General features: G+C 52.2%; 20 protein-coding genes and 1 pseudogene. 13 read left to right on the top strand and 8 right to left on the bottom strand.

What is annotated here, in order from left to right; all coding sequences use genetic code 11:
- Window positions 1-66: 66 nt before the first annotated feature.
- From ccrud_RS04315 to ccrud_RS04305, 3 genes and pseudogenes are all read right to left on the bottom strand, one after another.
- A pseudogene (locus tag ccrud_RS04315) lies at window positions 67-764 on the bottom strand (response regulator transcription factor).
- Window positions 765-957: 193 nt separating this feature from the next.
- Window positions 958-1,131 carry a 50S ribosomal protein L32 gene (rpmF, locus tag ccrud_RS04310; RefSeq protein ID WP_066565017.1) on the bottom strand — a complete coding sequence of 58 codons (174 nt, stop codon included), beginning with the start codon at window positions 1,129-1,131 and terminating at the stop codon, window positions 958-960.
- An 11-nt stretch (window positions 1,132-1,142) separates the two neighbouring features.
- Window positions 1,143-1,409, bottom strand: coding sequence for a type B 50S ribosomal protein L31 (locus tag ccrud_RS04305; RefSeq protein WP_066565016.1), 267 nt, complete (start codon window positions 1,407-1,409; stop codon window positions 1,143-1,145).
- A gap of 232 nt (window positions 1,410-1,641) precedes the next feature.
- Between ccrud_RS04305 and ccrud_RS04300 the strand changes: the two genes are divergently transcribed.
- The 8 genes from ccrud_RS04300 (at window position 1,642) to amtR (ending at window position 6,457) form a co-directional block, all read left to right on the top strand.
- Window positions 1,642-1,956, top strand: a complete 315-nt coding sequence (locus ccrud_RS04300; protein ID WP_066565015.1) for an ArsR/SmtB family transcription factor — start codon at window positions 1,642-1,644, stop codon at window positions 1,954-1,956.
- Entirely contained in the window at window positions 1,949-3,562 is a 1,614-nt protein-coding gene (locus ccrud_RS04295; protein ID WP_066565014.1) for a SulP family inorganic anion transporter, read from the top strand. The genes ccrud_RS04300 and ccrud_RS04295 overlap by 8 nt, the downstream gene beginning before the upstream one ends.
- 187 nt (window positions 3,563-3,749) lie before the next feature.
- Complete coding sequence (gene rpmB, locus ccrud_RS04290) at window positions 3,750-3,986, top strand: 50S ribosomal protein L28 (protein ID WP_066565013.1); 237 nt, start codon at window positions 3,750-3,752, stop codon at window positions 3,984-3,986.
- A 2-nt stretch (window positions 3,987-3,988) separates the two neighbouring features.
- A complete protein-coding gene (gene rpmG / locus ccrud_RS04285; protein WP_003858439.1) occupies window positions 3,989-4,153 on the top strand; it encodes a 50S ribosomal protein L33 in 165 nt (54 codons plus the stop codon).
- A gap of 3 nt (window positions 4,154-4,156) precedes the next feature.
- On the top strand, window positions 4,157-4,462 hold the full coding sequence (gene rpsN, locus ccrud_RS04280) for a 30S ribosomal protein S14 (RefSeq protein WP_066565012.1): 306 nt from the start codon (window positions 4,157-4,159) through the stop codon (window positions 4,460-4,462).
- A gap of 14 nt (window positions 4,463-4,476) precedes the next feature.
- A complete protein-coding gene (gene rpsR / locus ccrud_RS04275; RefSeq protein ID WP_003858407.1) occupies window positions 4,477-4,728 on the top strand; it encodes a 30S ribosomal protein S18 in 252 nt (83 codons plus the stop codon).
- 132 nt (window positions 4,729-4,860) lie between these two features.
- Entirely contained in the window at window positions 4,861-5,715 is an 855-nt protein-coding gene (locus ccrud_RS04270; RefSeq protein WP_066565011.1) for a putative nucleotidyltransferase substrate binding domain-containing protein, read from the top strand.
- A gap of 73 nt (window positions 5,716-5,788) precedes the next feature.
- Window positions 5,789-6,457, top strand: a complete 669-nt coding sequence (gene amtR / locus ccrud_RS04265) for a TetR/AcrR family transcriptional regulator AmtR (RefSeq protein WP_066565010.1) — start codon at window positions 5,789-5,791, stop codon at window positions 6,455-6,457.
- On the opposite strand, the gene ccrud_RS04260 is transcribed toward amtR, so the two are convergent.
- The 4 genes from ccrud_RS04260 to ccrud_RS04245 all read right to left on the bottom strand — a co-directional run bounded on the left by ccrud_RS04260 (window position 6,435) and on the right by ccrud_RS04245 (window position 10,959).
- Window positions 6,435-7,256 carry an HpcH/HpaI aldolase/citrate lyase family protein gene (locus ccrud_RS04260; protein WP_066565009.1) on the bottom strand — a complete coding sequence of 274 codons (822 nt, stop codon included), beginning with the start codon at window positions 7,254-7,256 and terminating at the stop codon, window positions 6,435-6,437. The genes amtR and ccrud_RS04260 overlap by 23 nt on opposite strands.
- Before the next feature lie 63 nt (window positions 7,257-7,319).
- Window positions 7,320-8,882 (bottom strand): bifunctional phosphoribosylaminoimidazolecarboxamide formyltransferase/IMP cyclohydrolase, encoded by a 1,563-nt coding sequence (gene purH, locus ccrud_RS04255; RefSeq protein ID WP_066565008.1) that lies wholly within the window; start codon window positions 8,880-8,882, stop codon window positions 7,320-7,322.
- A gap of 6 nt (window positions 8,883-8,888) precedes the next feature.
- The gene (gene purN / locus ccrud_RS04250; RefSeq protein ID WP_211271329.1) at window positions 8,889-9,518 is read right to left on the bottom strand and encodes a phosphoribosylglycinamide formyltransferase; all 630 of its coding nucleotides are present in this window, start codon (window positions 9,516-9,518) and stop codon (window positions 8,889-8,891) included.
- Window positions 9,493-10,959 carry a cell division protein PerM gene (locus tag ccrud_RS04245; RefSeq protein WP_245670373.1) on the bottom strand — a complete coding sequence of 489 codons (1,467 nt, stop codon included), beginning with the start codon at window positions 10,957-10,959 and terminating at the stop codon, window positions 9,493-9,495. Before ccrud_RS04245 ends, purN begins: the two co-directional genes overlap by 26 nt.
- A gap of 250 nt (window positions 10,960-11,209) precedes the next feature.
- On the opposite strand from ccrud_RS04245, the gene ccrud_RS04240 reads away from it, so the two are divergent.
- The 4 genes from ccrud_RS04240 (at window position 11,210) to ccrud_RS04225 (ending at window position 15,429) form a co-directional block, all read left to right on the top strand.
- Window positions 11,210-11,923 carry a M23 family metallopeptidase gene (locus ccrud_RS04240; RefSeq protein WP_066565005.1) on the top strand — a complete coding sequence of 238 codons (714 nt, stop codon included), beginning with the start codon at window positions 11,210-11,212 and terminating at the stop codon, window positions 11,921-11,923.
- 98 nt (window positions 11,924-12,021) lie between these two features.
- Entirely contained in the window at window positions 12,022-12,531 is a 510-nt protein-coding gene (locus ccrud_RS04235; protein WP_066565004.1) for a PadR family transcriptional regulator, read from the top strand.
- Window position 12,532: 1 nt separating this feature from the next.
- Complete coding sequence (locus ccrud_RS04230; RefSeq protein WP_066565003.1) at window positions 12,533-13,201, top strand: ABC transporter ATP-binding protein; 669 nt, start codon at window positions 12,533-12,535, stop codon at window positions 13,199-13,201.
- Window positions 13,198-15,429, top strand: a complete 2,232-nt coding sequence (locus tag ccrud_RS04225) for an FtsX-like permease family protein (protein WP_066565002.1) — start codon at window positions 13,198-13,200, stop codon at window positions 15,427-15,429. The genes ccrud_RS04230 and ccrud_RS04225 overlap by 4 nt, the downstream gene beginning before the upstream one ends.
- Here the strand turns inward: ccrud_RS04225 and pcrA are convergent.
- A complete protein-coding gene (gene pcrA, locus ccrud_RS04220) occupies window positions 15,386-17,719 on the bottom strand; it encodes a DNA helicase PcrA (RefSeq protein WP_066565001.1) in 2,334 nt (777 codons plus the stop codon). The two genes, ccrud_RS04225 and pcrA, sit on opposite strands and share 44 nt — an antisense overlap.
- 67 nt (window positions 17,720-17,786) lie before the next feature.
- Between pcrA and ccrud_RS04215 the strand changes: the two genes are divergently transcribed.
- The gene (locus ccrud_RS04215; protein WP_066565000.1) at window positions 17,787-18,092 is read left to right on the top strand and encodes a chorismate mutase; all 306 of its coding nucleotides are present in this window, start codon (window positions 17,787-17,789) and stop codon (window positions 18,090-18,092) included.
- Window positions 18,093-18,242: the final 150 nt, after the last annotated feature.

The raw sequence follows: 18,242 nt of genomic DNA, 5'->3' as shown, positions 1-18,242 counted from the left end.
CTTCCATGCCGTCAATTGTCGTGCGCGGGCTCCGGTTATTAGTCCCGGAGCTAATCCGCCTTAATGTCACGGGGCAGTCTCTCGCAGGACGTATCCAACGCCGCGAACCGTGTGAATCAGGCGATTCCCCCTTCCTGCTCAGTTTTACGTCGAAGATAGCCAATGTAGACTTCCAACGCATTTCCAGAGGTTGGGAAATCATAGCCCCATACCTCTTCAAGGATCTGGGCTCGGGTCAGTACTTTTCGCTGGTTTTTCAAGAGCAGCTGCAACAGTGAAAACTCAGTTCGAGTAAGACTGATATAACGGCCGCTTCGGCTCACATCGCGTGTCTCAGGATTCAGCGTCAAATCTCCACAGGACAGCTCCGAGCGATCAGAGTGAGAAATCTGGTTTGCCTCGGCAGCAGCACGTCGAACTAAAGAACGCACACGTGCAAGCAACTCTTCGAGTGCAAAAGGCTTTGCTAAATAATCATCAGCTCCTGCATCTAATCCGCCCACGCGATCCGAGACGTTATCCCTGGCCGTGAGGATAAGTATAGGGCGGTCATCGCCTTCGCTACGAAGATGACGACATACTTCAAGCCCATCCATGCGAGGCATCATGACATCAAGGATCACCAAGATTGGCTGCTCACGCTCAATCATTTCGAGAGCCTGAATACCATCTTCCGCCAGAACTACGGTATATCCGTTGAACGCGAGAGAGCGACGCAGTGAGTCACGTACTGCTTGCTCATCATCCACAACCAAAATTTTCATCTATACCCTTTTCGCTTCATCAGGGCGTGACAGTCTTTTCTACATTAGAAAATCCTACACGTAGAAACTTGTTTCGATTATGCTAACACCTTTATCGCACAAAGAAACCGGTTACCTCCCCTATTTAAAGGAAGATAACCGGCTCTTAATAAACTCTTAACCTACACTTAAGTGCAGGTTAAGAATTCGGGGTTTAGAACTGCTCTACGTCTACTAGACCGAGCTGAGCTGCCTTAACCAGACGGCGTGGGATGCGAACGGTCTGACCGTCGATCTTGACCTCTTGAAGGGCGACATTGTCAGCCTTCCACTGGGAACGACGGGTGCGGGTGTTTGCGCGGGACATACGGCGCTTTGGAACTGCCATGGGTTTCCCTCCTATGCCTTCTTCTTGCGACGAGCCATGCCACCGAAGCGACGCTCGAACTTCTCAACACGACCAGCGGTGTCCATGACACGCTGAGCGCCGGTCCAGAATGGGTGAGACTCACTTGTAACGTCAACGACGATCAGTGGGTACTCGTTACCATCTTCCCAGGCCACGGTGCGGTCGCTGGAAGCAGTGGACTTGGTCAGGAACTGGAAGCCAGTGCCTGCGTCCTGGAAGACTACCGCATGGTAGCCAGGGTGAATATCCTTTTTCATTTACTCTCGATTCCCTCAGGATTGAAACTTCAGGTCGGTTCCTCATTAGATGTGGATCGTGCCCGAGTTGGGTTCGGTAAGTATGCATTGCCATGATTTGGCAATGAACCTCCAATACCTTACACCTGTTGCGCCTGAACTAAAAATTCACTATGGAATCTCTTCAACTTAAGTCAAATTCCCCCAAAAACTATATGATGGATTCATCATCTAACCTAGTCATGGAGGGAAAATGTTGAGCACCACCGACCTGCCAATCTATCAGCGCAAAGCTGACCTTTTTAAAGGATTGGCACACCCCTACCGCATTAGAGCCTTGGAAATAATTGATACTCATGGCGAAGTTTCTGCAGGGCAAATAGTTAAAGAGATGGATCTAGAGGCATCTCACGTATCGCAACACCTTAAGGTCTTAAGAAAATTTGGTTTAGTCTCTTCCCAGCGCGAAGGCTTGACAGTCTTATACCGACTCGCTTTCCCCGAAGTGGCCGATTTCCTCCTCGTTAGCCGTTCACTACTCAATCGGATGGCGGGCGAACATGCGTGACCTTCTTCCTTCCATGGATGATTACCGGCTCCTGCGAGTCACGTGGAAGATGGATTTCGCTGCGGGCATCACCGTGGGCATTGTTGCACTACCACTTGCGCTAGCTTTTGGCGTGAGCTCAGGCGTCGGTGCAGAAGCCGGAATTGTCACAGCAATCATTGCTGGATTAGTCGCAGCGATCTTCGGCGGATCGAATGTCCAAGTGTCTGGCCCTACCGGAGCCATGGTCGTTGTCCTCGCCCCCATCGTCATGCAATACGGAGTCGGCGCTGTGGCCCTTCTCAGTCTCATGGCTGGAGCTATCGTTCTTGTTGCCGGAATGCTCCGACTTGGACGCACCGTGAGCTTTATCCCCTGGCCGGTGATCGAAGGATTCACTGCGGGTATCGGCGTGATCATCTTCCTTCAACAAGTCCCCGCCGCTTTTGGTTACACCGGACAATTGCCCACTAGCGCGCTACTCGCTGCGATTCATACCGTTTCCCATGCCACCAAAGATGCATTTCTACCGCTGCTTATCATCGCGGTCACTGCATCCATCATGATCCTTTTGGGCAAGTTCGCGCCGAAATTACCAGCAAGCTTTATCGCAATTCTTGTCGTATCAATTGGTGTTGCTGTACTGAAACTTCCGGTTGATCTTATCGGCGCATTACCCAATTCCCTACCGGCTCCCCACCTTCCAGATGTCACATGGGAACTGTTCACAAGCCTATTGGGGCCAGCGTTCGCAGTGGCTGCGCTGGCTGCGATTGAGTCATTACTCTCAGCTCGAGTAGCCGCCTCAATGGCAGATACTGGGCCGTATAACGCAGACCGGGAACTGATCGGCCAGGGGTTGGCGTCGATAAGCGCCGGCTTTTTTGGTGGCATGCCAGCAACGGGCGCCATCGCGCGCACTGCGGTAAATGTCCGCTCCGGTGGGCGCACACGAATGGCCTCGATTGTGCATGCCCTTGTACTACTTGGCGTTGTCTATGTAGCCGCGAGCATCGTAGCTGTCATTCCACTTGCAGCGCTCTCTGGCGTGCTCATGGTGACCGCTGCCCGCATGGTGTCATTTGAAGTGATTTCGCGCGTCCTGCGCTCCACTCGCTCTGATGCAATCGTGTTTATCATCACAGCGATCGTGACCATCAGCGTTGACCTCGTGATTGCAGTCGGCATCGGCATCGCCGTGGCGGCGTTTTTCATCCTGCGACGCATGAGCATGAACGCCGGCGTCTACCGCGAAACCTTGCCCGAACCGGCCACGCTTAACGACGAAAAGATCGGCCTTTTCCGTATCGAGGGCGCATTGTTTTTTGGTGCAGCAGAGCAACTACTGCAACAAATTCTTGATTATGACGACCTTGAAGTCGTGATCCTTCGCCTCTCCCACATCCAGATGATCGACGCCACGGGAGCACACCAACTCACGGAACTTGTCAATGCACTAGAGCGAAAAAATGTCACTGTACTAATTAAGGGCATCCAAAAAGAGCATATCCATGTGCTTGGCGTGCTGGGCGCAATCAGATCATTGAGACACGAAAACCACCTTTTCGAAAACATGCCTCTTGCGGTTGAACATGCGCGAAAACACGTTAAAATCGATAAAAGTTGATACTTTCCGGCCATTCGAAACCCGCACTGAATAGGCGATTAGGTGTTTTGGGGCAAGCTATGTAAACTTGTCCCTTGCTGTTGTCGTAAATATTCGTTATCGCCCCGTCAGCTGGCATGCTCGCGCCCCGGTCACCCGGTGCGGCGCGTCTTCTAACTGAATGTGGGCGGCTAGGAGAAAGTAAGTTATGTCGGCACATTGCCAAGTAACGGGACGTAAGCCGAGTTTCGGCAAGACGGTCTCACACTCGCACCGACGCACTTCCCGCCGTTGGAATCCCAACGTGCAGCGTCGTAAGTTCTATGTCCCTTCCGAGGGCCGTACCATCACTCTGACCGTTTCCACCAAGGGTCTTAAGGTCATCGACCGCGACGGCATCGAAGCTGTTGTTGCACAGATCCGCGCACGTGGGGAGAAGATCTAAAGATGGCACGTAATGATATCCGTCCAATTATCAAGCTGAAGTCTACTGCTGGCACTGGTTACACCTATGTCACCCGTAAGAACAAGCGCAACAATCCAGACCGCATTTCTCTTATGAAGTACGATCCGGTAGTCCGTAAGCACGTCGAATTCCGCGAGGAGCGATAATCAATGGCTAAGAAGTCAAAGATCGCCAAGAATGAGAAGCGCAAGGAAATCGTCGCCCGCTACGCGGAGCGTCGCGCTGAGCTCAAGGCTATTATCAGTAACCCAAACACCTCTGACGAGGATCGTCTGGATGCACAGTTCGAACTGAACAGCCAGCCACGTGATGCTGCTGCTATTCGCGTTCGTAACCGCGACTCACACGATGGTCGCCCACGCGGCTACCTTCGTAAGTTCGGTCTTTCCCGTGTCCGTATGCGCGAGATGGCTCACCGTGGTGAGCTTCCGGGCGTTCGTAAGTCCAGCTGGTAAGGGAGTTTTTACCAATGAAGCAGCGTAACAACGCTAAGCGCGTCCGCCTTGAGCAGACTCGCCGCCCAAAGAAGAACCCGCTGAAGGCAGCGGGCATCGAGAAGGTGGACTACAAGGACATCAACACCCTTCGTCAGTTCATCTCCGACCGCCACAAGATCCGTTCACGTCGTGTCACCGGTCTGACCCCGCAGCAGCAGCGCGAGGTTGCAACCGCCGTGAAGAACGCACGCGAAATGGCTCTCCTGCCGTTCACCAGCCGCTAAGACTGGGAATAACGTAACAGCGACTTCTTAAGAACCACCTGCACTCAAATCTTTTTGAGTGTGGGTGGTTCTTTCTATGTCACCCCTTCGGTGTATTTTTAGAAGTATTAGTAAATCGGAAGGAACTCACTCGTGCTTCACCCCTCACTGAATGAGCTTGCACAAAACGCTCCTCATGCACAGGACCTTGCCACTGTTCGCGGTGTGCTGAAGGAATCACTTGAACTGCTCGGCAATGCTTTGGACCACGGTGAAGATCCAGCAGAGCTGGCAGGATGGCTTTCCAAGATTATTACGGATGCGTTGCACTCCCCTGGCCTTGATGCTCATGTGGTGCTCACTGGCCCCGTGGGGCGTGGAGACGCACTACCGACCTCACCTGTGAGATGGCTAGCGGTCGTCGATAGCCAAGAAGATCCCAATGCGGAGATCACCGCACTGTTGACCGAAACTGGTTTCATCGCAAAACCTATTGGTGCGGCTACGCGCGCGCAGTGGGAAGCACAAGCTCGCGCTGGCGAAGACCCTGCCACATTTTTAGATGCAGGCACCTGGGTGGCAGCCATCGCGCAAGTAGATGAGCAAGCTCTGCTTCGTGATGCACTAGCCTCACGTCCACCAGCTGTGGAAACTTATGAGGGGCTGCCTTCTTTGGACATGGTGGTTAATATCCGTAAAAACCTCATGATCCCCACGGTGAAAATTGCGCGGTGGGCAGCACACAAAGCTGGATCGCTAGCGCCTACTACCGCGCAGCGTCTCATTGATGCCAGAGGTGTGCTCAGCAATGACGAAGCCGATGCTCTTACGCAAGTGTGGACTTCCGCACTGAGTTTGCAATCCAAGCGCTGGATGGATCATATCCATGACCAAGAAACCACTGCTTGGGAGCTCCCCGCGCTGCAACGCGCCACTTTTGGGGCTTCCGCCAGATTGCTTTCTGAAGTCTTAAGCTCCATTGAAGCACGCGAAATAACGACCAAATAGGAACTCTGTACAGTTACTGGCTACAATCTTTTGAGATCATTGGCCGAAAAACATAAGGAAGTAGAATTACGCTATGGCAGGAGCAGTGGGACGCCCCCGGAGATCCGCTCCGCGACGGGCAGGCAAGAACCCTCGTGAAGAGATTCTTGACGCCTCTGCTGAGCTTTTTACCCGTCAAGGCTTTGCAACTACCTCCACGCATCAAATTGCTGATGCGGTAGGAATCCGTCAGGCTTCGCTGTACTACCACTTCCCGTCCAAGACAGAAATCTTCCTTACCTTGCTGAAGTCCACAGTAGAGCCCTCCATGGTGCTTGCAGAAGACCTCAGCTCGCTTGATGCTGGACCAGAACTTCGCCTCTGGGCAATCGTTGCTTCAGAAGTACGATTGTTGCTGTCCACCAAGTGGAATGTCGGCCGCCTGTACCAACTCCCCATTGTGGGGTCTGAAGAATTCGCCGAATATCATTCACAGCGCGAAGCCCTCACCAATATCTTCCGCGGCTTAGCCACAGAGATTGTTGGCAATGACCCCCGCGCTGAGCTTCCCTTCCACATCACCATGTCGGTGATTGAGATGCGCCGCAACGACGGCCACGTTCCCAATCCACTGACGGCTGATAGCCTGCCGGACACCGCAATCATGCTTGCCGACGCCTCCCTCGCCGTTCTGGGCGCGCCACTGCCCCAAGACCGCGTAGAAAAGACCCTTGAGTTGATCAAGCAGGCTGACGAGAAATAATCATTTGCGCCTGAGAAATCAGCGGCGCATCGATCATCTGACCATCCAGTTTGAACGCACCTGGATGGTTTTTTGCTTCCTCTACTACGCGCTGCGCCCACTCCAATTGCGCAGACTCTGGCTGATATGCGCGTCGCACAGTATCCACCTGTTTTGGGTGAATACATGCTGTGCCAGCAAAGCCCATGTGTGCGGCGTCCACAGCTTCACCATAAAGTCCTGCTTCATCATGGAAATCAGCATGAATAGCATCGATAGTAAATTTTCCGTTCGCTGCCGCATGAATATGCATGAGTGCTCGTGTGAGCCGCATTGTATCCCGGTACGATCCTTCTTTGGTTTCATCCTTGAGAAATCTGGAGTGAGTGCCACCCAACAAGTGAGTTAAATCTTCTGCTCCCCAAAACATGCCTACGACTTTCGGATCAGCCGCGATCTGTGGAATATTGATCACTGCTTGTGGGGTTTCAATCATCGCAATGATATCTAGCCCATCCAGAATCTCTGGCACGCTATCTAAAACTTTGGGCACCATGACGAGTGTGAACGGAGTGGATTTCACCATCTCCACATCTGCACAGAAGTTAGGGTCACTCGGTCCGACAACACGCACGATGGTGCGCTGTGGGTCAAGACCAGACTCTCTAATATTCTTGTAGGCCAATTCCCGGTCTACATCCCCCGCTCCATCCTCAAGGTCCACAATGACCATATCGGCGCGCTGTGCAGCCTTTGGAATGATCTCTGCGCGTCCTGCAGGTGCAAAGAGAATAGCCGGTCCATAAATAAGTTCAGACATGTACTCATTCATACGCGAAAAGGCAGACCTTGTGGTCTGCCTTCGTACGTTTTTTAAAAAAGATTAGTGAGCGAAGTGTCGCGCACCAGTCAGGTACATGGTGACGCCAGCCTTGTTGGCAGCCTCAATGACCTCGTTATCGCGAATGGATCCGCCAGGCTGAACAACAGCAGTGATACCGGCTTCTGCCAAGACCTCAAAGCCATCAGCGAATGGGAAGAAAGCATCGGATGCAGCAACAGAACCAGTAGCGCGCTCTGTACCCGCACGGTCAACAGCCAAACGAGCAGAATCAACACGGTTGACCTGGCCCATGCCTACGCCAACTGTCGCGCCGTCCTTAGCCAATAGGATTGCATTGGACTTCACAGAACGAACTGCAGTCCATGCGAATTCAAGATCCTTCAACAGCTCTGGGGAAACAGCCTCGCCTGCAGCAAGGGTCCAGTTTGCGGAGTTGTCGCCTTCAGCGTGAATCAGATCGCGTTCCTGAACCAGTAGACCACCAGAGATCTCACGAGACTCAAAGCCCTTGCGCACTGGAGCTTCAGCTTCGAGAATACGAATATTCTTCTTCTGGCTCAAGATCTCTACAGCACCTTCTTCATAAGAAGGAGCAATGATAACCTCAGTGAAGATTTCTGCAACCTGGTTAGCCATCTCGATGCTAACTTCGCGGTTAGAAGCAATAACGCCACCGAATGCAGAAACAGAGTCACAAGCATGTGCTTCACGGTGTGCAGCAGCAATGGACTCATCGGACACAGCGATGCCACAAGGGTTCGCGTGCTTGATGATAGCTACACAAGGACGCTCATGATCCCAAGCGGCACGCCATGCAGCATCAGAATCGGTGTAGTTGTTGTAGCTCATTTCCTTGCCGTGGAACTGCTTAGCCTGTGCAAGACCACGAGTGTTACCAACGTACAAAGCTGCAGACTGGTGAGGGTTCTCGCCATAACGCAGGCTGCGGGACAAGGTGTTGGTGGTACCGATCCAACCTGGGAACTCAGTCTCGGAATCATCTGCAGCAAGCTGCTCGCTCATCCAGGTCGCTACGGTGACATCGTAGGTTGCAGTGTGGCGGAAAGCCTCCGCAGCCAACTTGGTGCGCTCTGCACGGGAGAATCCACCCGTGTTGAGTACTTCTTGCACATCTTCGTAACGGTTTGGAGAAACCACGACTGCAACAGATGGGTGGTTCTTAGCAGCGGCACGAACCATGGAAGGTCCTCCGATATCGATCTGCTCAACGCACGCATCGAAATCTGCACCGGAAGCAACTGTCTCCGCAAATGGGTACAGGTTCACTACAACAAGCTGGAATGGAGCAACCTCTAGCTCCTGCAGCTGGCGTAAGTGGTCTTCTTTACGGGTATCCGCCAAAATTCCTGCGTGAACCTTAGGGTGCAGTGTCTTCACACGGCCTTCAAGGCACTCAGGGAAACCGGTGAGCTCTTCAACCGGGGTAACAGGAATACCAAGCTCAGCAATCTTCGCCGCAGTGGAACCGGTGGAAACAATTTCCACATTTGCGCGGTGAAGTGCCTGGGCTAGATCCTCCAGGCCAGTCTTGTCATACACGCTAATTAGTGCGCGTTTAATTGCCTTACGATCATCGCTCATGAAGGATTAGCCTCTCCAGTTGAGTTGTACGCCACCCTGACGCGAAAATTCGACGCTGTTCAGGACTTCTACAATGAGTTTACGCTCCACCTGCTTGATTCTTTCATGCAGGCTAGATTCATCATCATTCACTTCTACTGAGACTGCTCGTTGAGCAATAATTGGCCCAGTATCCACACCAGCGTCTACAAGATGCACTGTTGACCCTGAAATTTTCACACCGTATGCCAAAGCATCTCGCACAGCGTGTGCTCCAGGGAAAGATGGCAGCAGAGCTGGGTGGGTGTTGATGATTCGGGATGGGAACCTTGAGAGGAAACCTTCGCCCAATATTTTCATGAATCCTGCAGAGACCACCAGGTCTGGATCGCTTGCTGCAACTGCATCAGCGAGCTCAATGTTCCACTGTCCCCGATCTTGGCTAAGTGGAACGATATGAGTGTTAATTCCAGCTTCAGTAGCTTTTGCAAGTGCTGGGCATTCAACATCAGAAACGACGCCCACAATTGAATAAGTACCTTGGGCTTCAATGAGTGATTGAAGGAGAGTACCTGTTCCGGAAGCAAGCACGACAATGGTGGTCGTAGAGTCAGAATTCACAAAAGACATGTTAACGGTCTTCGGCCTTGGAACCATCATTGGTTTCCTCAGGCTCAGTTATTTCTGCAGATTCTTCCTGTTCAGTTTCTTCTTCTGAAACTTCTGTACCCCCGTCTGGTTCTTCTTCCGAAACTACTTCTTCGGTTTCGATATCAGTGTCAGCATCAGTTTCTTCTTCAGCTTCTGGGGTATCTACTTCTTCCTCAATATCCTCAATATCTTCATTTTCTTGAGGTTCTTCTTCGTTATCGGCAGGTTCTTCCGGAACAACAGCCGCTGGTTCAGGCACTGGTTTCACCACAACTGGGTTGCGTAGCTTATCGATTCCGGCAACCAACAGCGCCACGATAACAACGTGCGCAAATACCAGCCCTGTAGTGGCAAGCAGGTTCAGACCGACGTAGTTATATACGCCTAAAGTTCCACCAGCAAAAACTGCCAACACAAGGAAACACAGCGCAGAAAGAGCCGCAGCCGAAACATTTACGGCAAGTCGCATGGGGTTTCTCACACACACCCACGTGGCGATGATCGCGGGAATAACCAGGAATGCCACAGCCCATGCAGGTGCTTCGCTGGGTAATGCTGCCAAGATAGGCAACGGTGGTAGCGGAACCGAATGCACACTGAAGACGCTGATAGAGGCTTCACCAAAGTACAAGGGTGCGCCCACGAGGTTGCCCATCGCGAAGATTGTCATGGTGGGAAGATACAAAAGGCTCATCACGATCAAGGCGACAGCGGAGCTCTGATCCTCGTAGCCAGACAACGTTGCGGTAAAGACGCTGTAATTGACAGCGATCAACACAAGCACGACAAGCAACGCGACTAAGGCAAAAGCGATAAGGAATCGGAAAGCTTGGGTGATGGCGTCGATAAGCCATTCTGGAGCGCCGTAGCGGCGCGCCAACGCTTGCCACAGCCGTGGCCCCATGCCTAGAAAGAGCGCGCTCAAGTGGAACAACACAATGCGCAGCAGGAGCACTACTGGCGGGACGTTGACGCTAAGGACGCTGGCGGCGTCGAAAAGCATGAATGCTGCGATGCCGGTGAGCACAAGCGGGATACCGACAATAAGCCCCGTGAGGGCGCCGAGATCTGCAATGCTGACGCGATCTTTCACAACACGGTGCACGCGTAGGGCAATGGCCCATAGGAAAATGAAGCTCGGGAGTGTCGGTAACACCGAGATCACTTCCCCGCTGCCGGAAATCGCTCCGAGATTCAGCGATAACCAGAGCTGTGCAATCGTTGCCGAAAGATTCACCATCGAAGAATTTGTGAACATTAATGAAGCAACCGCAAGGATTATCACCAACAGCAGCGCTACTGCATGTGGAATCAACACGGTTGGAAGGAAGCGCAGCAAACGGGATTGCTGAACTTCTTTCTTCGGCGTTTGCGCAGGTTCCTGCGGTTTTGGCCGGCGACGTCGGATTTGCCCGGGTCGTGTCTGCGAACTATTTTTCTTGCTCATCAATAAACAACTGTGCCACTAATTGCGACACTTTTGTCGATGGCACGTCGAAGACCTAACGCTTAGAGCAAAGTGTTACTTTTTGCACACTTAGCTAAAAAGTTATCAAATTTTGGCTTTTCGCTTGCCCGATCGAGATTATCCGGCTAGTGTTACTTCCGGTAGATAACAAGATGGTCACAATTAAACTTCGATAGCGTAATGTAGCTGCTTCGAAAAGTGATGTGGCAAAAATTGGAAGCAGGCGAAATTGCAGAAGCACACTCGGGGTGGCAAGCACCGCAAGCAGACTACCTCCCCAGTAACTAAGGGTGGTGTCGCTTTCGTTGCCGTAGCTACTGGAGCAGTGTCTACCGCAGGCGCAGGTGGAGCAGTTGCCGCACAGGCTTCCAATCAGCCAGTTGAGGTTGATTACGAACTTACCGCAAATGCAGCCACTGACTTGATCACTGGAAGCTCTGCCCCGCAGATTCTTTCCATCGCTGAATTCAAGCCAGTTGTGAACCTGGGCGATCAGATCGCCAAGACCATTCAGTATAATGCTGATCGCATTCAGGCTGATTTGGACGCACGTGGACCATCTATCGTTCGCCCTGCTGAGGGCTCTTACACTTCCGGTTTCGGCGCCCGTTGGGGCACCAACCACAACGGTGTAGATATCGCTAATGCAATTGGCACCCCGATCCTTGCAGCCATGGATGGCACCGTTATTGATGCGGGTCCCGCTTCCGGCTTTGGAAACTGGGTACGCCTGCAGCATGCAGACGGCACCATCACTGTTTACGGACACATGGAAACCGTTGAGGTTGCAGTGGGTCAGATCGTCAAGGCTGGCGAACGCATTGCAGGTATGGGAAACCGTGGCTTCTCCACCGGCTCCCACCTTCACTTTGAGGTTTACCCAGCTGGCGGCGGAGCTGTTGACCCAGCACCTTGGCTTGCAGAACGTGGCATCACTCTTTAAGTAATTCTTTTTTGGGCGACCTTCAGGGGTCGCCCTCTTGCGGTTTAGTTACATACCCAGTATGTTACTGGGTAATGAACTCCTAATTAAGGGGAACCATGTCCATAAAACACGCACTCCTCGTACTCATGCTGGATGAACCGAGCTCGGCAAGCCAGCTGCAAACCAAGTTCGAAGAAACCATAGGAATTTGGCAGCTCAACATCGGCCAAGTCACCCAAACCATCCAACGCCTGCAACGCGATGGTCTCGTCGAAACCGCAGGCACCGCCATCAGTTCCAACGGCCGCACAGTAGACACCTTCCAACTCACTCCGGCCGGACGCGAAGAAATAACCACGTGGTTTAACAGCCCCGTCACCATCACACTGTCCGAACGCGATGAGCTGGTTACCAAAATAGCCATCGCAGAGGCCCGCGGCATCGATGTAATCCCCCTCCTCGATACCCAACGCAACACCGTCATGGCTGAGCTACGCACGCTCAACAAATCCAGCCGTGACCTCCCCCAAAACCGAAACACTCAGCGATTACTCGTAGAAAAGCGAATTTTTGAACTAGAAGCCCAAGCCCGCTGGCTCGACCGAATCGAAGCATTGGACAAATAATATGACACACTCGCCCCTCCCCCTCGAACTCCACAATATCTCCTGCGCATTCGGTGAAGGAGCACGTCGCGTCGCCGCTCTAAACGATGTCTCCCTCGCCATCAAACCCGGCGAACTCGTCGCTATCATGGGACCATCCGGCTCCGGAAAATCCACCTTACTCAACGTCGCCGGACTCCTGCAGCGTCCCAGTTCTGGCAGAGTGCTTATCGACGGCGCCAACGCCTCAGATCTCAACCCCAAGCGCGCGGCCCAAACACGACGCCGCCACATCGGCGTAGTCTTCCAAAACTACAACCTCATCCCCACCCTCACCGTGGGTGAGAATGTTGGTTTACCCCTAGAGCTAGACGGCAAAACAGACCACCAAGCCATCTCCATCGCCCTAGCCGAAGTTGGTCTCGAAGACTTCGAAGACCGCTTCCCCGAAGAAATCTCCGGTGGCCAAGCCCAGCGAGTAGCCATAGCCCGCGCACTCATCGGGCCCCGAAAAATCTTGCTTGCCGACGAACCCACCGGCGCCCTCGACACCTCCACGGGTGATGCGGTACTCCGCGTACTACGCCAAAGAATCGATACCGGCGCTGCTGGCCTCCTTGTTACCCACGAACCACGCTTCGCCGCCTGGGCCGACCGCACTATCATGCTGAGAGACGGTGAAATCCAATGATCACACTGCTTGCAGCAACCCGCCCTACCCGGCGCGATGCTATTCAACGCCCTGGTCGTTCCTTAGCTGCCATCTTATTGGTGGCTGTACCGATGTTTTTGGTGAGTTTCTTCCTCACTGAGAATGAGTCACGTAGTAACGCGTCCTATTCTCCAACTGCTCCAATCCAAGCGCACTATTCAGGAGAAAATGCCTACGAGCTGCTGGAAGAAACTCTGCATGAAGGTATTCACGCTGAGCTCACAGTAATTGGTATTACAGATATTTCTCATGGTGCTAAGACAGCACATACTTTTGTTATGCAATCTCCCCGTGCTCAACAAGTGGCAGTACCGCGCGCAGTGTTATCTGAACTGAATGCAGATATCGGTGACACTATTTTCATTCAGGGCATACCTGTGCAGATTCAAGCATTGTCTCCTTCAGACATCATGCTGCCTGAAGGAACACTATTTGACCCAGAAAATTTTAGTGAAGATGACACATTCTTCGGCACGTGGACATTTTCTGGACCGCGTGAATTCACTGAACAAGATGCCAAAGATTTAGAGGCTGTGGGTTTTGAAGTCTATGGCTTCGACACCGGTTCCTCCGCATTTACACTGAGTGCAGTTCCGGGGTATTTGATGGGCATTCTCTCGCTGACCATCCTGGCGGTTGTGGCCTTGATGTTGATCTCACCGGTGTTCACCATCGCAGCTTCACGACAAACCAGGAACTTTGCGCTACTAGCTTCACAAGGCGCAACACCGCGGCATATTCGGTGGGCAGTATTAGTCTACGGAGCTTTTGCAGGGCTGATCGGTGCAGCTCTTGGCTTCGTGCTGGGGCTCATCAGCATAATTAGCTGGTGGACATATTCTTATCCGGAGTTCCCACTCGTTGTTCCATGGATAACCCTTGCCAGTTTTTGGGTAATGGCTGTTCTTGCCTCCACAGCGGCAGCATTCTTACCTGCAATATTTGCGAGTAGATCCAGCATCATCAATGGCATTCACGGAGGTGTCTCAGATAAAATTATTCGCTGGACCCCCTTGATGCTCATCGGTCCGATAGTGCTCATCTTAGCTGTGGTGGCAGCTTTCCTGGCGGGTGATGGAGAGTGGGGAGACGTCGTAAAGCAATTATGTTTCCTGGTTGCTGTTCTTGCCCTGACACCCTCCGTACCTGCGGTGTTGTGGGCGCTTGGGCGCCTGCCAGGCTTAATATTTAAGCTCGCAACGCGCGATATGCTGCGCCGCTCAATGCACTCAGTTCCAGCAATTGGTGCCCTGGCTGCCGTCATCATGCTTGGTACTTTCATTCAAACAACAGACCAGGCGAAACGAATCAGCAATCAAGAAGCCTACGCATCGGTATATTCTGAAGCTGTATTTGTTCGTAGTGATACTCAGATACCAGGGTTGATGGGGCAGAAAATTGATGTTATGGGTAGCAAAACACTTGATCTGTACCTAATGGATGAAAACTACCATCTAGAACAAACTGCACCACCACTAACATCACTTTTCGAAGCAAAAACTATCATCGCAACGCCTGAAATTTTAGAGATGTTTGAAATAACCGAAGAAGCTGATATTTATGCCCCTTCGTCCTATACTCCAGGGCTGCGCGAGTATATGACATATCCAGACAACAACACCCACAGGATTGACACCGTCACGGTACTTCCTGCCTTATACCCCCATTTTCTCCTCAGCCCGGAAACATTTACGGCACTAGGCGGGGACGAAGAATTTCTCGGAACAATCGTGCTTCCTGATGAGCTAGATGAAAAAACTATTCAGAAAATTAAGCAATCTGAAGATGCAGAGCTGAGCCCATTCAGGAGCGACAATCCGCTTCCGCCTTACGGCTCCATGCTCGTTGTGGTGACAATCGTGGTGGTTGCTCTCGTGCTGATGCTATCCAACCGGAGACGCCAACATGCCACCCTGCATGCGATCGGTGCAGCACCACGAACAATCCGCAAAGTCAACGCACTCAATGCGGCGCTGCTTGCCCTCGTCGGAGGAATCATGGGCATTGTTTCCGGATGGATCGCAGTACTATTCTCCGGCACAACAGATGAGATTGTTGATGGAACAATCTTGAAATACGGCACGCTTGAACACATGATGCTGCCCTGGACCACACTGGTGGGACTACTCATAGTTGCCCCACTAGTGTGCGCGGTGATTGGGGCTATAGCTTCTCCATTGGAACGCCACCAAGAAGCATCAGCCTAACCTTGCCGGAGGAACCAAAGTCGATGGTGACAGTGGCGCGAGGGCCGCTGCCATCCGAAGACAACACCGTGCCCAGCCCGTACTTATCGTGATTGACGCGGTCTCCCACCGAAAGCTCCAGCTGTTTATTGTTACTGCGAGTTTTGGTTGGGAGGGTTCGGGAAGTAGGTCGAGGAGCCCATGCAGAAGACATCTGTGGTTCCTCGCGACGCCACTCAATGAGCTCTTGCGGCACTTCCTGAAGGAACCGTGACGGCGGGTTGGTTACCGGGTTGCCCCAAGAACTACGCAGCATCGCCCGAGTCATGTAGAGACGCTTCCTCGCACGAGTAATGCCAACGTAGGCCAGACGGCGTTCCTCTGCGAGTTGCTGTGTGTCTCCCAAAGAACGCAGATGCGGGAACTGTCCATCTTCCCAACCGGTTAAGAACACCACAGGAAATTCCAGTCCCTTTGCGGTGTGCAAGGTCATGAGAGTAACCACACCGTTTTCGGAATCTGGGATCTGATCTGCATCGGCAACAAGCGACACACGCTCCAAGAATGCCTGCAAACTTCCTGGCTGCGCTTCACCTTCTGCGATCTCCTCCACCATGCGGTTAGCTGCATCGGAAGAAAACTCACGGGCCACAGACACGAGCTCGTTCAAGTTATCCAAGCGTGCACCATCTTGAGGATCATTGGAAGCTTCCAGTTCTTCCTTATAGCCGGTGATATCCAGAATGCGGCTGATCACTTGGCCGATATCAAGAAGACCTGTGACCTCGTTGATCATGGTAGGAACTTCGTGGCGGAGGGCGTCGAAAAGCTCATTGAACTTGAGCACCGCGTTCTTGCCGCGCGTGCCCAGCAGGTCCACTTTGCCGGCGCCGGCGTCGATAAGCGCCTGCCCGAAGCTGATTTGCTGGTTCTCGCTGTGCAACGCGATGAAACCCTGTGCGCGATCGCCGATACCGCGCTTTGGGGTATTGATAATACGGCGAAGGTTGACCGTATCATCCGGGTTTTCCAACACACGCAGATAAGCGATGATATCGCGAATTTCTTTGCGCTCATAGAACTTCGTGCCGCCGACCACTTTATAAGGCACACCAGTACGCATGAAGACATCTTCCAGAGCACGCGAAGCATTATTCGTACGATACATAATCGCAATCTCTGAATAATTCATGCCGTGATCAACAAGAGTATCGATTTCGCTCGCAATAAAACGAGCCTCATCGTGCTCATTGTCCGCGACATAACCAATGATCTGCTCGCCCTCACCCAACGCAGTCCACAAATTCTTCGGACGACGATTCTCATTCTGCGAAATCACCGCATTAGCTGCAGACAAAATGGTCTGAGTGGAACGATAATTCTGCTCCAACAAAATAGTGCGCGCATTAGAGAAATCACGCTCAAACTCTTCAATATTGCGGATCGTCGCGCCACGGAAAGCGTAAATCGACTGATCTGAATCACCCACAACACACAACTCTGCAGGATCTTGCTCAGGTGTTCCGACCAAAGTAGAAATAAGCTCATACTGAGCATGGTTCGTGTCCTGATACTCATCAATCAACACGTGGCGGAAACGCCTGCGGTAATACTCCGCAACAGGAGGATGCTCCCGGAAAATCCGAACAGTCTCCCCAATAAGATCATCAAAATCAACCGCATTAGCCCGACGCAGCCTGCTCTGATACTCCACAAACGCCCTGGCGATAACAGTCTCATAAGGATTATGCGTACGCTCCGCCTCCGCGAGAGCTTCCTGCGGAGTAACAAGCTCATTTTTCAAATTAGAAATAGACCCCAACAACGTACGCGCAGAGAACTTCTTAATATCTAAATCCAGATCCTTCGCAATCATCGTGAGCAAACGCCTGGAATCATCAGAATCATAAATGGTGAAGTTCGTATTCAGCCCCTTCACCAACTGCGCCTGCTGACGCAAAATACGCACACACACCGAGTGGAACGTAGCCACCCACATGCGCTCCGCCACAGGACCAACCAACTGACTCACACGCTCACGCATCTCCGCGGCAGCCTTATTGGTAAAAGTAATAGCCAAAACCTGCTGCGGATGCACACCACGAAAACGCATCAAATAAGCAATACGCCTGGTCAACACAGCGGTCTTGCCTGAACCAGCACCGGCAACAATCAACAACGGAGAACCAATATGCTCAACCGCAGCCCGCTGCTGCTCATTAAGACCATTGGTGAACTCATTGGTGGCTAGATCTGAGGTGGAATTGTGGGTTAAATCTGGGGAACTTGGGGTAAAAGGAGAAGTATTCATTACCCCACTAACCTACTAGGTGGGGCGGACACACATAGTGCCAAGCTCCGCATGGCAGAATAGATACATGACTAATGCAGGTGACAGCTTCGAGATCAGGATGCCTTCAGGCACGGATGACCCTTTGTCCGATGCGGAGATCCAAAAGTATCGCGAGGAGATCAACCGCCTAGACCGTGAAATCATCGACGCCATCAAGCGCCGCACGAAGATTTCACAAACCATCGGAAAAACACGCATGAGCTCAGGTGGAACACGTCTGGTGCATACTCGCGAAGTAGCAATTATCAACCAGTTCCGCGAAGAAATCGGCGAAGAAGGCCCTGCGTTGGCCGGCATTCTTCTCCGCATGGGCCGAGGAAAACTCGGTTAAGTTATCCACAGGTAAAAATAAATTCACCTACCCTGACCAGGGCGTTTAGTTTTGGTCAGGGTTTTCCCATTGCGGTGGCTAAGTTATCCACAGATGTGAGAGTGGGTTGATTTCCTAACTCAGGAATTGCGGATAAGTTTCAGGGCAGAA

The organism is Corynebacterium crudilactis (genome assembly GCF_001643015.1).
Taxonomy (GTDB): Bacteria; Actinomycetota; Actinomycetes; order Mycobacteriales; family Mycobacteriaceae; genus Corynebacterium; species Corynebacterium crudilactis.
Note: the sequence above shows the minus strand (reverse complement) of the source record. Positions and strands in the feature narration are given on the sequence as shown.

Excerpts from the sequence above, each read along its gene's own strand:
- rpmF (WP_066565017.1), bottom strand. The coding sequence starts at position 1,131 with ATGGCAGTTCCAAAGCGCCGTATGTCCCGCGCAAACACCCGCACCCGT.
- ccrud_RS04305 (WP_066565016.1), bottom strand. The coding sequence starts at position 1,409 with ATGAAAAAGGATATTCACCCTGGCTACCATGCGGTAGTCTTCCAGGAC.
- ccrud_RS04300 (WP_066565015.1), top strand. The coding sequence starts at position 1,642 with ATGTTGAGCACCACCGACCTGCCAATCTATCAGCGCAAAGCTGACCTT.
- ccrud_RS04295 (WP_066565014.1), top strand. The coding sequence starts at position 1,949 with ATGCGTGACCTTCTTCCTTCCATGGATGATTACCGGCTCCTGCGAGTC.
- rpmB (WP_066565013.1), top strand. The coding sequence starts at position 3,750 with ATGTCGGCACATTGCCAAGTAACGGGACGTAAGCCGAGTTTCGGCAAG.
- rpmG (WP_003858439.1), top strand. The coding sequence starts at position 3,989 with ATGGCACGTAATGATATCCGTCCAATTATCAAGCTGAAGTCTACTGCT.
- rpsN (WP_066565012.1), top strand. The coding sequence starts at position 4,157 with ATGGCTAAGAAGTCAAAGATCGCCAAGAATGAGAAGCGCAAGGAAATC.
- rpsR (WP_003858407.1), top strand. The coding sequence starts at position 4,477 with ATGAAGCAGCGTAACAACGCTAAGCGCGTCCGCCTTGAGCAGACTCGC.
- amtR (WP_066565010.1), top strand. The coding sequence starts at position 5,789 with ATGGCAGGAGCAGTGGGACGCCCCCGGAGATCCGCTCCGCGACGGGCA.
- ccrud_RS04260 (WP_066565009.1), bottom strand. The coding sequence starts at position 7,256 with ATGTCTGAACTTATTTATGGACCGGCTATTCTCTTTGCACCTGCAGGA.
- purH (WP_066565008.1), bottom strand. The coding sequence starts at position 8,882 with ATGAGCGATGATCGTAAGGCAATTAAACGCGCACTAATTAGCGTGTAT.
- purN (WP_211271329.1), bottom strand. The coding sequence starts at position 9,518 with ATGGTTCCAAGGCCGAAGACCGTTAACATGTCTTTTGTGAATTCTGAC.
- ccrud_RS04245 (WP_245670373.1), bottom strand. The coding sequence starts at position 10,959 with ATGAGCAAGAAAAATAGTTCGCAGACACGACCCGGGCAAATCCGACGT.
- ccrud_RS04235 (WP_066565004.1), top strand. The coding sequence starts at position 12,022 with ATGTCCATAAAACACGCACTCCTCGTACTCATGCTGGATGAACCGAGC.
- ccrud_RS04230 (WP_066565003.1), top strand. The coding sequence starts at position 12,533 with ATGACACACTCGCCCCTCCCCCTCGAACTCCACAATATCTCCTGCGCA.
- ccrud_RS04225 (WP_066565002.1), top strand. The coding sequence starts at position 13,198 with ATGATCACACTGCTTGCAGCAACCCGCCCTACCCGGCGCGATGCTATT.
- pcrA (WP_066565001.1), bottom strand. The coding sequence starts at position 17,719 with ATGAATACTTCTCCTTTTACCCCAAGTTCCCCAGATTTAACCCACAAT.
- ccrud_RS04215 (WP_066565000.1), top strand. The coding sequence starts at position 17,787 with ATGACTAATGCAGGTGACAGCTTCGAGATCAGGATGCCTTCAGGCACG.